We start from the raw sequence: 14,465 nt of genomic DNA, 5'->3' as shown, positions 1-14,465 counted from the left end.
TCACCGGGGCGGTCATCTCGATCCGAGTTCCGGCTTGGTCATCGTCGCTGGCCGACGGGCGCTGCGTGACGGGTGCGGTCATCGCGATCTTCTCGGCGGCCTGGTTGTTGCCGAAGATGTAGTCGGCGAGGATGCCAAAGGCCTCGCCGCCCACCTTGTCGAAGCGACCCTGCACCTTGGTCTCCGCGAGCAATTGCGGCTGATAGCGGCGGAGTTCGAAAACGGGACCTTCACGGACGACTTCGTAAGCCGGTTCTTCGGTGGCCATTGCTTGCCCTCCCCAAACTGTCAGTAGCATCGTCAACGCGATAGGCGTCAAGAGCGAGTTGTACCTGTTCATCATTGATGTCCTCGTGCGACTGTCGTGTTGGCAAGACGGGTTTGGTGGTGGCGAGCCAAACTTCATGCAAAGCACGCCAGCGCGCCACCGAGACCCATCGGGCAGATGGCATCAGGATACCCAAAGGTCGCGTGCGGGAACGTCACCAGCCACAAGTCGCTATTCAGATCGCGAGCGCCACAACGCGCTGTCAGCGATGGCTGCTTTCAACGGGAACGCAAAGGGGCCAGCAGCGGCCTCCAAGCCATGCTAAAGTGCTTCTTAGACAAATGCTTAAACTATGTTCCCTGTCCATGATGAACAGGGAGGACAGATGATAGTGCCAGCATCCATCCGAACCCATCCAGACCAACCGCCCGTCGCACCCCAGTCTCTGGGTCGGCGTCTGGCTGACGCTGTATTGGGATTGATCGCGGGGGCAGCACTCTTAGTGGCGTTGGCGCCACTGCCTTCGCTGGCGCTGCACCTGACGGCCTGGGCCGTGTTTATCCTGGTGCTCATACTGAGCGCCCTTCTTGATCGTCAGCGCGAACAGCGGACCACCAGATCCACCATGCAACAAGGCGTGCGATCAGAGCGTCTTGCCAAACGGCCGCTGGCCTTTGGAATGACTCCTGTGGCAGAAGATCAGGACATCGACGACTGGCTCGGACCCTTCAATCCTGATAACGGCCTCTCTTTGGATATTGCTCCCTACTTTATCCATGACGACCTCGGCCGGGATTCCTAGTCGCCGATCGACCTCAGAATTGAGGTGATTGACGCGGATATGCCTCATTTAAGGCCGAGTTCGTACAGACTCCAAGGCAGTCATCACTTGAGTCCAGTCTGCCCTCGCCCGGTTCCCCGCCACACCCTCATAGTAGCTGTGGTTGCTGGCATCCGCCGGCAGCCCCGCCCAGATGCGCGAGAGATTGTGCGCAAAGGTGTCGTTCGGCAGCCGACCCGCCTCCCAAGCCGTCAATCCCGCATCACGCGCGAGGGTCATTGCCATCCGATCCTGTAGTTCCGGGGTGAAGCGTTCCTGTCCACTGAGGCCCATGCGCGTCATCAGGTCATCGAGCGTGTCATCAATGATCTGATAGCGCCCAACAGGCGAGCCACCGCGCTCAGCAACCAAACGCTGTTGCAGCGCCTGGACCTCATTCAACGTCAGCGCGCTCAGGTTCAACGCCGACTGATCGGCATCGCGATAGAGCGCATTGTAGTTTCCCAGTGACTCGGGTCCAACGACCAGATCGAGGATCTGGCCAGCGGTCCCACCGGTGACGGCATGATGGATCAGTCCCTGGCTAGTCGAGCCGGATTCCAGGTTTTTTTTTCCGATGCATCGACGACAGACTGCGCCCGGTTGTAGGCGATGATGCCGGTCAGCTTGCTGTTGTCGAGGCTGTGCGCGGCGCCAGTGAGCTGACCGGCAATCGCCTGGCCGAGTCCTGGTCCATGCTCATCGATCAGCCGGTCGAGCTGCGCCTCATGCGAGGGTGTTGTGATCTCCAGACCGCTGAAGGCGGTATGGCCCATCCAGGCCCAATCGACCCGGCTGCGGTAGAACGCCTCCTGGGCCTCCGTCAGCGCCTGCGGTGGCAGCGTCTGCAGCTGATAATCGGCCAGGGTGCCAATCGCATCGCCGTAGCGCTCGCGGGCCTGAGCCACGGCCCCCTGCCAGCTCTCCCCGCTCTGCAGACCACTGAGCAGGCCGTTGAAGGCTTCGATCGCGCGATCGCCTTTGATCATGCCGCGTCGCAACAGGTTCTCGATGCCGCCGGCGATGGCATCGGTGCTCGCCTCCGCGGGCGAGCTGTACGTCTTCGATTCAGTGATGATCTGTCGCTCCCAGTGGGCCGTGCGCGCTGCCGCGACCCGCTGTGCCTGTCCTTGTTCGACGTCCGCGAAACGGGCCTGCGCTCCAATATGGAAGGCCTCAACGGACGCCGCGCCGGTGGCTGGATGGATAGCCGCTCCAACCCCATCGCCCAGCCCAACCGCCGCCGCACGCGGATCAAACAGGCCCGCGCCCATCACCTGATCGCGCGTCGATCCAAAGGCCGCAGCGCCTCCGAACCCACCAACTCCTCCAGCAGGCTCGGGATCAGCTCCGGTGCCACCCGGCCCTTGGAAGGCTTCTCCCAGAATCCCAAACGCGGCTTCGCGCGCCTGCAAGCGCTCACCGGCGCTGAGTGCCCGTTCCGGTTGCGCATAGCCGGCCAGCAGATGCATCGCCGCCGCGGCACGCGCCTGCTCGGGGTTGGCGAACACACCCATGGCGTTGTACCAGCTCGCGACCCGTTCGTGATCGCCGGTCAGACCAAGACGATCGATCGCCCCATAGGCCTGCTGGGCCAACGCAGGCTGACTGGCCAGGCGTTGGCCCACCTCGGCCGCGCGATAGCTGCCGGAGGCCGCGGCCGACTGCGACAGTCGCTCGGCGCGCTGATGGGCGCGGCTGTCCTGGACCAGATCGGAGGCGCTCTCTTGTAGCTGGGCACTGTCCTGGCGGCTAAGGCCTTCGGTGAACACACTGCGGTTGCCCTGCTGAGCATCCTGCCTGACGGACTCAGCGAGGCTCGACTGGAAACCTGTATCCGACGTCACCCGTTGTGTGAGTTCATCGGAGAGTTGCTGTGCCATCTGCTCCGACACCTGATATTGGTTCTGTAGGCGGCCTTTGAGCTCAGCGCCGATCTGGCGTGACGACTGCCCCTGACCTTTGAGTCCGAGTCCCGTCGCCAACAGCCCTGTCATCTGATCGGCAGACAGCCCCGTCTCCGAAGACTTCCGCGCTAGACTACTGCCCTCGCTGTAGAGCGTGCGATCCGTGGCACTGGTACTGGCCGAATACTCAAAGCCCAACGCCCGCTGCTCGAACGATTCACCGCTCTGCGAGGCCGAGCGCGTCGCCGTCTGCCCCAGGCTCTGCATGAACTGCTGCGACGACTGCATCAGCGCCTGCTCGGTGCGCGCCGCCTCACGATTGGCCTGCGTGCCCATATCGAAACGCGGCAGCACGTTTTCTGCGCCCAGCGCCGTGGTCCCGGCATAAGGCGTACTTTGAAACCCAGCACTGATCGCCAAGGCCGGCGCTGTGGTCATCACCGGCGGAGCCAGGTTGCCTTCGGCAATATGGTCACTACCCTGCAGCCGCCCAGCCAGATGGGTCGCCGTGATCGCACTGCCATAGATCAGCATCAACGCAATCGCCGGGGTCGCCGCCGCCAGCATGCCGCCGGTGGCCAGATAATCCTGCAGGATCTGATCGAGCTGCATCAGCCCGTAGAAGGAGAACGGGTCCAGATTCGCCGTGTTGGCCAAGGCATCCAGATCCCGCCCTGCCGCCATCAGCAGATACAGGTTGGTGATCGCCAGCACCGGCAGCCAGAGCTGGGTCCAAAGCGCGAACAGCAGCCACTTGCCGGCCAGACTGATACCAAAAGGACCAAGCGCAATGGCAAAGCCCATGAGCGGAGCCACGGCATAGATGAAGCCCTCGAAGAAGGTCAGCATCGGACGCAAGATGTTCAGGAACAGCGCCTGCTCGGCGGCCCACTGTGCATTGCGCTGAGCAATCGCCTGCTGCACCGTCGTCGCTGCTGACCACTGCAGGCGGTTCTCATGAGTGAGTACGATGCCCTTCTCCAGCCAGCCGAGCGCGGCTGACATCAGCATCAACTGTTGCGCATCGCGTCCGGCCCCGGCCAGGGCATCGAGCGCGTTGTTCAGCTTGGCGTTGACATCGGTGAGGCTCGCCACCCCGAAGCGCGCTTGCAGGGTCTCCTTCAGCGCCGGGATGAACTGATTGGGCAGCAAGGTCTCGATCCGCCGCCAGGCCTGATCGCAGGGCAGCGTCACCGCCCGACCCGCCTCGATGAACACGGTGGTGAAGGCCACATTGCTACTGGCCAGCGCCGTATTCAGATCCGGCGCCTTCATCACCTGATCCAGGGTCCGGCGCTGGGTGTCGACATCCGCCAGCACACAGTCGGCGACATAGCTGACCAAGGTCCGCTCGACGTCCGACCCCGGCACCGGCTCATTGGCCGCGCCCAGCGTCGCTCTGGACAGGGTCGCCTTGCGCACGCTGGTCAGGGTCTGCAGCGCATCGGCGAAGCCATGCTCGGTCATCGCCGGAGTGGCAAAGGCCTGCTCCATCAGCCGTGTGACGCCATAGCCAACGTTGGACAACGCCGAGCCGACTGCGGCTGGACCAATCGGCACGTTGTCCACCACACGGACTGCGCCACTATAACCATCCTCGATAGTCACCGAGACCGAGGTCCCAAAGGCCAACAGATAGACCAACAGCGCGATGAAGAAGCGCCCGATCTGGAGCGTTTGCTGCACCATCCCCTGGAATAGGCCAATGATCACACCGACCGCCAGACCGACGGCGATCAGCTGCCGGAAATCGCCGGTCCCGGTCAGCGCAGCGACGGCATTGAGGATCTGGGTCAGGAAGGCGGCATCGCCGATGGAGTAGATCTCGAACATGGCGTGCCTCCTAATTTTCCGGGGTCAGCCGACCGCCTCGGGCCTGCTCGACGCTGAGGTAGGGGTGCCTTGGCCGAGCGCAGCAGGTCGGTGTAATAGGCCAGTTGCTCGTGGGCCGAGCCATATTGGGCACTGACGACCTCGACCTCAGTGCGCAGCTCCGAGCGAGCCTCCGCGATCTGCTCGCGGAGCAACCGGGCATAGGCGTTGTCGGTCATCGTCGTCGAGACGCTGACCGCGCGCGCCATGTCATGCAGCATCAGCTGAACGAGCTCCAAGGCGATCACCGGCGCCGCCTGCTCGGCGAACAGCACGGCCGTGCCCTCATCGGTCCTGGCCAGATTGGCCACGGCCCCACCCAAGCCATTCGGCGCCTGCTGCATGAAGGCGCGCTCATCGGTAGAGAAGTCATCGGTGCCGAGGCGGAACTTAGCGATCAGACCGGGGCTGCCGGCATCGCCGATCAGCAGGTTCCGCACCCGGCTGATCATCCCTTCCAGGCTGAGTGTCTGGATGGTCGGCGCCAAACAACCATCGGCATCGCGGCTGGGTGCGCAGCGGTAGACGCGGACCTCTGATGTGTCCGTTGTTCCGTGTAGCAGATCACGCAGCGTCAACACCGAAGGCAACGGCGTGATGCGGTTGTTACTGCCCTGCCCGTCCGGACTGGCTTCCAACGGACCGACGATGACACTGCCGGTGACCGACATCAGGGCCTCAAGCAAGGCGTCATCGCCACTACCGAACCAGCTGGCGACGCCTTCGGTCTTCAAGGCCCGCCAGACCAGGTTGCCCTGCAACACGGTGCGCGCGTACTCAGGATCCGCCCGCTGGACCTGGGCAATGGGGTCCTCCCCTGTCACGCTGGACCAGCTTTCGAAGACATCGCCCAGTCCTCGGACCAGCGAGGCCTCGGAGTGCTTGATCTTGTGCTGGGTATCGAAGGCATCGACCACATCGTTGACCATACCCTGCCCCAACTGACAGGAGTTGGCGAACAGGCTGTTCAGGGCCTGGATCTTCTTCTGCAGCGAGTCCATGACCTGGCCGCAGTTCTGGCACATCGAATCCAGGGCCAGCTTGAAGGCATAGGTCGCGGCATTCGAGGCAATGGAGCGGAACAGCTGCGTCAGCTGATCGCGGGAGATGAACGAGAAGCTGCCGGCGAACAGATCGATGCCACCACAGCCGGCCTCGAAGCTCGGCGGCACGACATTGACCAGGTTGGTGTTCATCAGTCGGTTGCGGGCGACCACCGAGCCACCGGAGAGCACCCCGCGGCGCTGGCCCAGATGGGCGGTCGGATCGGTGACGTTGACCAGGCTGTTGAACAGCGTATCCAGTTCGTCGGCGAGGTCAGCCTTGGCCGGGATCGGGACGCTCAGGATCAGGGTGGTGAGCAACGAGGAGACGAGAAGCGGAGCAGCGCGCATCAGGGGGTTCCAGGAGTCGGAGTCAGCGGCGGAAGCGATGGCAGGACGGCGCGCGAGCGCAACCGCTCGAGCAGCTGATCAGGGTCGTCGGTCCGTTCAGCATCCTGGAGCGGCGTGCCGTCGAGACGCAGGTCGGTGACGCGGGCGCGGGTGCGTTCACGCCAGTGCTCAGGAATCCAACCGGCCTCGGTGGCGGCATTGACCAGGCGTTCCTGCAGCTCAGCGAGCGAGAGCACGCCTTGGGCGATCGGGACCACGCCAGCGGGGGGCCGGACAAGAAATAGCGCTGGTGTTGAGACGACACCGAGGGTCTTGGCTTGGCCGGCATCGGTGGCAAAGCTCGGGAAGAAGCCGCCTGGCAGTGGACGTCCATCCAGTGCAATCGCCCGCACCGCCAGCCCATAGCGCGTGGTCAACAGGTCGAGCAGCGGCGCCTGGGCTTCGCAGTAGGGACAGTCGGCACGGTAGAAGAACCAGAGGCCAGCCTGCTCGGCGATCAGCTTGAGCGCAGCGTCTCGAGCGGCCCCGGCCTCGCGGTTGGCCAGGTTGGCGGCGAAGGTGGCAAGCGGTCGGCGGGTGGTCTCATCGAGCAGGGGATCGGACCAGACCGCGCGTTGGGTCGCCTCGGCGAAGCGCTCGGCTTTGTCGAGCACCATGCGTTGCAGGTAGAGATACAGAGCGACGTTGGTCGGCGAAGGGTCGTCGATGGCCTGGTCGCGGTAGCGCTCCAGGTTCTCGCGCAGCCAGGCGGCGGAGAGGGGTGCCGGGCCGCTGGGGCCTGGCTCTTCAGGTGGTGATGGCTGGGCCAGCGGTGGCGGTGGCTCAGGGGTCGGTGCCGGCTCTGGTTGCGGTTCCGGTTCCGGCTCAGGAATCTCAAGCTCAGGCGGCTCCTCGGCATACCAGAACCAGCCTTCGGCACTGCGCTCGTAGAAGCGCGCGACCTCAAAGGCTGAGGCCGGCGGCGAGGACGCAACAAGCCCGATGGCGAGCCCAAGCGCCAACGCCAGGGTCAATCCTGCCCCAACCCGGGAGTGGTCCCCCAGGACTGGGCACGGCGCGCAATGGAAGCGGAATCCGATCATGGCTCCATGATCCGATCCAACCAGGATTTCGGCGACAGCGAAAGGGTGGCGTTTTCACCCCTCTTTCCTGACCCGCCCCCGCACAAGCCCAAATGATGCCGTTTTTCCGCATCTTTCCCTGCTGCGCCGACAGAGCGCGGCCCAGAGAATGGCGCTGCGGCTCTGCAGCTAACGCGTCAGCACACCTGAGCGGTGATCTGAGTCGCACGCGTCTTCACTGCCAGCGATTGTGCCTGCACTGCAACAGAGCACGACAGCGGATGGATTTTCGGTCTGTGGCGGCTTCAGCCACGACCTGACGAGATCGACGACGCCATGAGTCTCGCCCCTCTGGGGTCTGCAAACGCGTCCACTGAGTCGCCCGTCGCCGCCGAGGTGACGGTCACCTATCCACCGCGCGAGGCCGCGCCTCGACACGCCGGCGCGGCCTCCCAGCTTCTAGGAGAGCCCCGATGCCCGCGCATCCCTCCCCATCCCGCGCACGCCATCCACTAATGCGCTTCCAACGCCGCCTCGTCCGGCGGCTGAAGGTGCTGTTCTGGCAACTGCGCGATCGTCTGCAGCCACCGGCCATCGAGCCCTGGCCAGACGATGACCAGGCCTACGCCGAGTACGAGGCGCCAAGCTATCAACGTCGGCGCCGACGCGAGCAGGCCTGATCAACCCAACCCGGCAGGCGGCACGACCGTCGCCCTGCCATTCATCACCAGGAGCGCAACCCATGCTCAACAAAGTCCAATTGATCGGTCACCTTGGCCGTGATCCCGAACAACGCCAGACCAAGGATGGCAACGCCGTCACCACGCTGTCGCTGGCCACCAGCGAGCGCTGGAAAGATCAGACCGGCCAGCGCCAGGAGCGCACCGAAAGGCACCGCATCGTGCTGTTCAACCGCAGCGCGGAGGTCGCCGGCCAGTACCTGACCAAGGGCTCGCGGGTGTATCTCGAAGGTCGTCTGCAGACCCGCCAATGGCAGGATCAGGCTGGCCAGGAGCGCACCACCACCGAGATCATCGCCGAGCGGATGACGATGCTCGGTAACAAAGGCGCTGCCAATAGCGCCACGTCCGGTTCAGCAACGAGCGATTCCACGCCGTTCGACGATGAGCTTCCGTTCTGAACGCCGCTCAGCATCGGTCTGGGCGCGCTGCGAGCTGCGGGCGATGGCCCGCGCCCTGCGCAAGCGTGCGCGGATGCTGCGCCGCTGCCGTCTGCGCGGCCTGGATCTGAATGGGCGCCATGCCGAGCGCCTGGAGCAGCGCGCGCAGCGCCTTGAGCGTCTGACCCGCTGAGCCAACACCGCGACCCTACTCACCCACGCCGGGCATCGGTCCCCTGCGGGGCCGGTCCTGGCCTGTCGCATCCTGGAGGACCCTGATGACATCGACGCAAACACCGATGACCAAGGCCGATCAACCGCGCATCCCGATGCCGGCGCTCGATCCCGCCTTGAACCTCAGCCCCAGCACCTGGAAGGTGCTGACCGAGTCGATCTTCCCCTCGGCCAAGACCGCCGACGGGATTCTCCTCGCCGTGCACTACTGCGCGGCACGCAACCTGGACGTCATGAAACGCCCGGTGCATGTGGTGCCGATGTACTCCAAGGCGCAGGGCCGGGAGATCGAGACGGTCTGGCCCGGCATCGCCGAGCTGCAGACCACGGCGGCGCGCACCGGCCAGTGGGCCGGGATCGATCCACCGCGCTTCGGTCCCTTGTGCGAGCGCACCTTCAGCGGCCGCATCAAACGCAACGGCACCTGGCAGGATCTGGAGAGCCGCGTCACCTTCCCCGAGTGGTGTGAGGTGACCGTCTATCGCATCGTCGCCGGTCAGCGCTGTGCCTTCACCGAGCCAGTGTTCTGGCTCGAGACCTATGCGCGCTATGGCGGGGCTTTCTCCGAGCTGCCGGCTGATATGTGGCTGAAGCGCCCGCGCGGCCAGCTGATGAAATGCGCCAAGGCCGCCTCGCTGCGCGCGGCCTTCCCGGAAGAAGCGACCTACACCGCCGAGGAGATGGAGGGCAAGGTGATCGAAAGCGATACGCCCTTGCCGATGGCGGGCGCTGCACAGGAGATCGGGTCGACGACGTCTCAATCGAGGCCAACGGAGGTGAACACCAATGACACCGCTACCGCGGAGTCCGAGACGTCCGCGCAAGCTTCACCCACGCCAGAGACGGCCGCCGTTGCAGAGACGCTGGCCAGCGATGCCGAGCCCGACGCAACGATGAAACAGCGCATCGACAAGGTCATTGTACGCGCGGCCGAGAACGCCGCCTGGACCCAGGCCGAGCAGTACCTGCGCGATCGCTGCAGTGGCTCCGATCTGGCCTATGCCCTGCAGACGCTGGCGGTGGCCCAAGCCCAGCCGCAACCGCAGACCGACAGGCTGTCCCAAGCCGACGCCGACCAACGCCAGGCCGCCTGAACCGGCCTGCTGTCATTCCCCTTGCCGGGAGCACCTCCCGGTCGGGATCGGTGCGCCCGGCTCACCGAGGACCCCCGATGAAGATCATCGATATCGCCCAACGCACACCTGCCTGGCTAAAGTGGCGCGGCCAGGGCATCACCGCCTCCGAGGCGGCGATCATTCTCGATCGCTCACCCTACAAGACGCGCTGGCGGCTCTGGGCCGAGCGCACCGGACTCGCCCGTGCGGCGGATCTGTCGCGCAACCCGCAGGTGCAGCGTGGCAACCAGCTCGAGGATGCCGCCCGCCAGTGGTTCGAGCACGCCTATGACACCCTGCTGATGCCCTTGTGTGCAGAAGCCAATGAAGAGCCGATCCTGCGTGCGTCCTTCGATGGCATCAACGATGCCGGCGAGCCGGTGGAGCTGAAGGTACCGAGCGCGAAGACCTATCGTGCCGTTTGCGCGCAGGGCCGCGAGTCGGAGGCCTATCGGCTCTACCTGCCGCAGGTGCAGCATCAGCTCTATGTCGCCGGCGCTGAGAAAGGCTACCTGGTGTTCCATCAGGATGCGCAGACCAACACCGTGTTCGAGATCGCCCGCGATGCCGAGCTGATCGAGACCCTGGTCGACCAAGCGCTGGCCTTTTGGGCACTGATCCAGCAACGCCAGGAGCCGGCCAAGGACCCCGTGCGGGATCTGTACCTGCCGGCGCATGAGCAGGTGGAGGACTGGAATGCGCTCGCCGGTCGTTATCGCGACGCCTGGCGTGAAGCCCGTACCCATGAGGCCGAGGTCAAACGCTGCAAGGCCGAGCTGGATCAGCTGCAAACCGATCTGGTCGCAATGATGGGCGAGGCCCTGATCGCCGAATCGGCCGGTCTGCGCATCACCCGTTTCTGCGCCAACGGCAGCGTCGATTATCCAGCACTGGTGGAGGCCCTGTTGCCGCAGCTGCCGAGCGAGACGCTCGAGCAGTACCGGCGCAAGCCGAGTGAGCGCGTGCGCGTCACGGTTCAGGAGGACCCGGCCAAGGCGGCGATCGACTTCGATGCCGAGGCGGTTGCGCAGGCGGCGAAACAGGCCGCGGCGAAGGACTTCTACTTCTGAGTCGCGACCGCTGACACCCGACCTCTGAGATCGCCTCGCGCTGACTGTTCCATCGGCCAGTGCAAGACCCTTCAAACTCCAGACCGCCCTGCCCAAGGGCAGGCGGTCTGCCCCAGGATCTGGCAGCCGTTCAGGTCCTGCGGCAGACCGCTGTGCTTTGCCGTGCGCTTGTCGGAGCGCCTCACAAGTCCCGACCGATTCACCCAGCTGTCATCTGGCAGCCTTGATCCACCCCGAGGGGAGCCTGACTCCCCGCCGGGGATGTCGGTCTCTCCTCACCCAGGAGAGACCCCCATGTCCACCACCCAACGCTTCGATGTCGCCACTACCTTCGCCATCCAGGCCCCACGCGGACTGGAGATCGAAGGCTTCGCCGATGAAGACCATCCGCAGATCCCGACCCGGCAGCCCTATGTGTTTCGTCAGGGTCTGAACGCGGTGCTCGCCTTTCTGCGGGCGCCAGAGGGCGATGCGCTGTTGCTGAGCGGCCCGACCGGCTGCGGCAAGACCTCGCTGATCCGTCAGATCGCCGCCCGGCTCAACTGGCCGGTGCAGGAGGTGACCTGTCATGGGCGGATGGAGTTGAGTGACCTGCTCGGCAGCTTTCAGCTGAGCAACGCCAGTACGCGGTTCGTGTACGGTCCGCTGGCCCTGGCCGCGCGCGAGGGTCATCTGCTGATCCTGAACGAGCTCGATCTCATGGACCCGGCCGAGTTGGCCGGGCTCAATGACATCGTCGAGGGGGCACCGCTGGTCATCGCTCAGAATGGCGGTGAGCTGATCCGCCCGCATCGGCTGTTTCGCATCATCGCGACCGGCAACAGTGTCGGCGCCGGTGATCAAACCGGGCTCTATCAGGGCGTGCTGCGTCAGAACCTGGCATTCCTGGACCGGTTTCGCGTGTTGCGGGTGAGCTATCCGGAGCCCGACGTCGAGCAGACGTTGCTCGCTGAGCTGGTCCCGTCCTTACCAAGAGAGATCGCTGACAAGCTGGTCGTCGTCGCCAATGAGGTGCGGCGGCTGTTCATGGGCGAGAGCCTCGATCCCGTGAACAGCAACCCGAGCGATCGCGCCGGGCAGAGCGAGCTGACCCTGACCCTCTCGACCCGCGCCCTGGTGCGCTGGGCGCGACTGACGGTGACCTTCAAGGGGGCGCCGAATCCGCTGGCTTATGCGCTGGATCAGGCCCTGACCGCCCGTGCGATGGCTGAGGAGCGTGAGGCGATCCATCGCATCGCCGCCGATGTGCTCGGCGTACTCTGGAGCGGGGCGCAATGAGCGACCCGGACCCGACGCCCTGGCAGCTGTTTCGCTATCGACATGCGCACGGGGGCTCGAAGGACTGGGCCTATCGGCGCCGCGCGGACGGCGACCTCGATGTCTGCTGGGGGCGCACCGATCAGGTGAGCCAGCTGCGCCGTTATCCGGCCACTGAGGGACTGTCGATCCTGCGGCGAGCCGCTGAGAAGCAGTCCAAGGGTTATGTGCTGCTGGGCCGTGCGTTGCTGAAGGATCAGCGCCTTGAGCTGTTCCCGGCTCGTGTGCCGGAGCATCCAGCGCCTGCGCCGCCCCCGCCTCCCCCACAAGCCTTGCCAACCGCACAGGCCGTTGATCTGTCGCGGATCGCGGTTGACGAAGACGACTTTTGGTTCTGAGCGTCGTCCTCTTTCCATCATTGTCGCGCGGTCGTCCTCGAGACACCGCGCGAGGAGCAGACCTATGAATACACCGTCCATCCCGGCGCCCGCACCTGAGGTGCTGCGCCTGACCGATCAGACGACGCTATTTCTGATCGACTATCACATCTGGTCCGGGCGCAAGAAGCTGCGCCCGGAAGACCTGCGCATGGGCCAGGATCGCCCGCCCGATGAGCTGATCTCCCTGGGCAGCAAGAAGGTCTGCGACCCGCAGGCGCTGCGCGTCTTTCACCGCAAACGCCGTCAGGTCGAGCGCGAATTGCTGGCTGTCGGCACGCGCTTTCTGGGCGGCTATCTGGTGCCGAACAGCCATGCCGCAGCCGTGTTGGTCGAGGCCAACCGGCTGACCGGCGAGGCGCGCGATGCCGCCGAGGCCTTTCTGGCCGATTATGACCGCCATATCGATGCCTGGTGTGCGGCCTATCCCCGCTGGGAGCCGGCCATCCGCAAGGCCATCGATCCAGTCGAGGTGGTGCGTGCGCAGCTGCGCTTTCGGGTGCAGGCGTTGCGTATCGAGACCTCGCTGGCGGTGGCGGAGGATACCCTGGCTGAAGACCTCGAGGCGGTGGGTGAGACCATCTTCTCGGAGGTCGAGCGCATGGCCCGGCATCTGGAAGCGTCGTTCCTGGGCAAGGATGAGTTGTCACAGCGCGTGCTCGGCACCTTCCGCCGGATCGCTGACAAGCTCGATGCGTTGAGCTTTGCCGATTATCGCATCGATCCGGTGGTGCGCTCGCTGCGTGCCTGGCTGGCGCGTCTGCCGGCGACCGGATCGATCACCGGTGGGCTGTTCCTGGAAGGCTGGGCGCTGATGCGGCTGGTCGGCGATGCGGAGGCGATGGCGCGCCATGGAGCGGGTCTGCTCGCCTTGGCGGAGTTGATGCCGCAGAAGGCGTCAGGCGTGGCGCTGGCCGTTCGCCCTGAGGAGACTGTCGATGCCGATGAGACGGCTGGCAGCGCCGATGCCGATGCCGACAGTGATGCCGTTTCAGGGATGGATGCGCAGACGGATTCAGACGCACTCGCACCCCTGAGCACCGAGACGCAAACCATGCCTTCCGAGGAACCATCGACGCGCGCGGAGCCAATCGCGGACTTCGACGCGTTGTTCAATGACGATCCGGTCGACGGCCAAGACGTGGCCCCGGAGGTCGACTCCACGAGCCCGTCCCAAACGCCGGCCCCATCGATGACACCCGAGCCCATCAGCGCTCAGGACTTCTGGTTCTGAGCCTTCACCCAAGCCGTCACCCGTTCCAACCGGAGCCTTGACGTCCTTCGTCCATCACCCCTGCGGGGCAGCCGGCCCCAAGGGGGCGGCTGTCCCCGATTGAATCGTTTCGGAGACACCTGATGATCACACCCACCACCACCCTCCACCGGGCCATGCCAATCGTCGCGGCGGCGCTGGGACGCAAGTTCGGCGTCGCTGTCCGCGTCGGCGGCCATGAGGCCCTGACCGATGGCCAGACCATCGTCGTGCCGGCCCTGCCCAGCGATTCGGCGTTGTTACCGGTCGCTTGGGGCTATCTGGCGCATGAGGCGGCGCATCTGCGCTATACCGACTTCACCGTCTATCGGCGTGCGGCTCAGGACGGCGATGCCCTGAGTGGGCAGATCCTGAATATCCTCGAGGATGTGCGCATCGAGCGCGCGCTGGCCGGCCCTTATCCCGGCACCCGTGAGACACTGCAGGCAGTCTGTGCACATCTGCTGGACGCCGGTGCGATGACAGCGCCGCCCTTGGATGCGCATCCGGCGCGGATCCTGAGCAGCTATCGTGTAGTTCCGGCAATCATGCGTGCCAGTTGCTGAACCCTCTGCAAGGATGAACGCTGCGGCAGCCGTCGGCCGATCAATCGAACGAATGATCCCGCAAGCAATTTCTGCGGGACACGGCGCCTCAT

15 protein-coding genes are annotated in these 14,465 nt (G+C 64.9%); 10 read left to right on the top strand and 5 right to left on the bottom strand.

Annotation, left to right across the window (positions count from 1 at the left end; genetic code table 11):
- Positions 1–268 (bottom strand): SOUL family heme-binding protein (locus CCR96_RS02900; protein WP_201216987.1); only part of this gene is annotated, 268 nt, incomplete at its 3' end.
- 472 nt (positions 269–740) lie between these two features.
- Between CCR96_RS02900 and CCR96_RS02895 the strand changes: the two genes are divergently transcribed.
- Complete coding sequence (locus tag CCR96_RS02895) at positions 741–1,070, top strand: hypothetical protein (protein ID WP_201216985.1); 330 nt, start codon at positions 741–743, stop codon at positions 1,068–1,070.
- Positions 1,071–1,118: 48 nt separating this feature from the next.
- Here the strand turns inward: CCR96_RS02895 and CCR96_RS24385 are convergent, their stop codons facing one another.
- From CCR96_RS24385 to CCR96_RS02880, 4 genes are all read right to left on the bottom strand, one after another.
- Positions 1,119–1,490, bottom strand: a complete 372-nt coding sequence (locus CCR96_RS24385) for a lysozyme family protein (RefSeq protein ID WP_242518395.1) — start codon at positions 1,488–1,490, stop codon at positions 1,119–1,121.
- A gap of 131 nt (positions 1,491–1,621) precedes the next feature.
- Positions 1,622–4,828, bottom strand: coding sequence for a conjugal transfer protein TraG N-terminal domain-containing protein (locus CCR96_RS02890; RefSeq protein WP_242518394.1), 3,207 nt, complete (start codon positions 4,826–4,828; stop codon positions 1,622–1,624).
- Entirely contained in the window at positions 4,789–6,261 is a 1,473-nt protein-coding gene (locus CCR96_RS02885; protein WP_242518393.1) for a conjugal transfer protein TraH, read from the bottom strand. Before CCR96_RS02885 ends, CCR96_RS02890 begins: the two co-directional genes overlap by 40 nt.
- Complete coding sequence (locus tag CCR96_RS02880; RefSeq protein WP_201216983.1) at positions 6,261–7,343, bottom strand: conjugal transfer protein TraF; 1,083 nt, start codon at positions 7,341–7,343, stop codon at positions 6,261–6,263. The genes CCR96_RS02885 and CCR96_RS02880 overlap by 1 nt, the downstream gene beginning before the upstream one ends.
- Positions 7,344–7,795: 452 nt before the next feature.
- On the opposite strand from CCR96_RS02880, the gene CCR96_RS02875 reads away from it, so the two are divergent.
- The 9 genes from CCR96_RS02875 to CCR96_RS02835 all read left to right on the top strand — a co-directional run bounded on the left by CCR96_RS02875 (position 7,796) and on the right by CCR96_RS02835 (position 14,373).
- Entirely contained in the window at positions 7,796–8,002 is a 207-nt protein-coding gene (locus CCR96_RS02875) for a hypothetical protein (RefSeq protein WP_201216980.1), read from the top strand.
- Between the two features lie 62 nt (positions 8,003–8,064).
- A complete protein-coding gene (locus CCR96_RS02870; protein WP_201216977.1) occupies positions 8,065–8,463 on the top strand; it encodes a single-stranded DNA-binding protein in 399 nt (132 codons plus the stop codon).
- On the top strand, positions 8,447–8,635 hold the full coding sequence (locus tag CCR96_RS02865) for a hypothetical protein (RefSeq protein WP_201216975.1): 189 nt from the start codon (positions 8,447–8,449) through the stop codon (positions 8,633–8,635). The genes CCR96_RS02870 and CCR96_RS02865 overlap by 17 nt, the downstream gene beginning before the upstream one ends.
- An 85-nt stretch (positions 8,636–8,720) precedes the next feature.
- Positions 8,721–9,770, top strand: coding sequence for a recombinase RecT (locus tag CCR96_RS02860; RefSeq protein WP_201216972.1), 1,050 nt, complete (start codon positions 8,721–8,723; stop codon positions 9,768–9,770).
- 77 nt (positions 9,771–9,847) lie between these two features.
- On the top strand, positions 9,848–10,861 hold the full coding sequence (locus CCR96_RS02855; protein ID WP_201216969.1) for a YqaJ viral recombinase family nuclease: 1,014 nt from the start codon (positions 9,848–9,850) through the stop codon (positions 10,859–10,861).
- Between the two features lie 294 nt (positions 10,862–11,155).
- Positions 11,156–12,139, top strand: coding sequence for an AAA family ATPase (locus CCR96_RS02850; RefSeq protein ID WP_201216966.1), 984 nt, complete (start codon positions 11,156–11,158; stop codon positions 12,137–12,139).
- Positions 12,136–12,516: a hypothetical protein gene (locus CCR96_RS02845; protein WP_201216953.1), complete on the top strand. Its 381-nt coding sequence runs from the start codon at positions 12,136–12,138 to the stop codon at positions 12,514–12,516. The genes CCR96_RS02850 and CCR96_RS02845 overlap by 4 nt, the downstream gene beginning before the upstream one ends.
- Positions 12,517–12,580: 64 nt before the next feature.
- On the top strand, positions 12,581–13,789 hold the full coding sequence (locus tag CCR96_RS02840; protein WP_201216951.1) for a DUF3150 domain-containing protein: 1,209 nt from the start codon (positions 12,581–12,583) through the stop codon (positions 13,787–13,789).
- 122 nt (positions 13,790–13,911) lie between these two features.
- Complete coding sequence (locus tag CCR96_RS02835; RefSeq protein ID WP_201216949.1) at positions 13,912–14,373, top strand: hypothetical protein; 462 nt, start codon at positions 13,912–13,914, stop codon at positions 14,371–14,373.
- Positions 14,374–14,465: the final 92 nt, after the last annotated feature.

It is taken from the genome of Halochromatium roseum, assembly GCF_016653315.1.
GTDB classification, from domain to species: domain Bacteria; phylum Pseudomonadota; class Gammaproteobacteria; order Chromatiales; family Chromatiaceae; genus Lamprobacter; species Lamprobacter roseus.
The sequence above is the reverse complement of the archived record's forward strand: the minus strand, read 5'-3'. Positions and strand labels throughout refer to the sequence as shown.

Coding starts and splice junctions, on each gene's coding strand:
- CCR96_RS02885 (WP_242518393.1), bottom strand. CDS start 6,261: ATGCGCGCTGCTCCGCTTCTCGTCTCCTCGTTGCTCACCACCCTGATC.
- CCR96_RS02835 (WP_201216949.1), top strand. CDS start 13,912: ATGATCACACCCACCACCACCCTCCACCGGGCCATGCCAATCGTCGCG.
- CCR96_RS02890 (WP_242518394.1), bottom strand. CDS start 4,828: ATGTTCGAGATCTACTCCATCGGCGATGCCGCCTTCCTGACCCAGATC.
- CCR96_RS02875 (WP_201216980.1), top strand. CDS start 7,796: ATGCCCGCGCATCCCTCCCCATCCCGCGCACGCCATCCACTAATGCGC.
- CCR96_RS02860 (WP_201216972.1), top strand. CDS start 8,721: ATGACATCGACGCAAACACCGATGACCAAGGCCGATCAACCGCGCATC.
- CCR96_RS02855 (WP_201216969.1), top strand. CDS start 9,848: ATGAAGATCATCGATATCGCCCAACGCACACCTGCCTGGCTAAAGTGG.
- CCR96_RS02850 (WP_201216966.1), top strand. CDS start 11,156: ATGTCCACCACCCAACGCTTCGATGTCGCCACTACCTTCGCCATCCAG.
- CCR96_RS02845 (WP_201216953.1), top strand. CDS start 12,136: ATGAGCGACCCGGACCCGACGCCCTGGCAGCTGTTTCGCTATCGACAT.
- CCR96_RS02870 (WP_201216977.1), top strand. CDS start 8,065: ATGCTCAACAAAGTCCAATTGATCGGTCACCTTGGCCGTGATCCCGAA.
- CCR96_RS02865 (WP_201216975.1), top strand. CDS start 8,447: ATGAGCTTCCGTTCTGAACGCCGCTCAGCATCGGTCTGGGCGCGCTGC.
- CCR96_RS02840 (WP_201216951.1), top strand. CDS start 12,581: ATGAATACACCGTCCATCCCGGCGCCCGCACCTGAGGTGCTGCGCCTG.
- CCR96_RS02880 (WP_201216983.1), bottom strand. CDS start 7,343: ATGATCGGATTCCGCTTCCATTGCGCGCCGTGCCCAGTCCTGGGGGAC.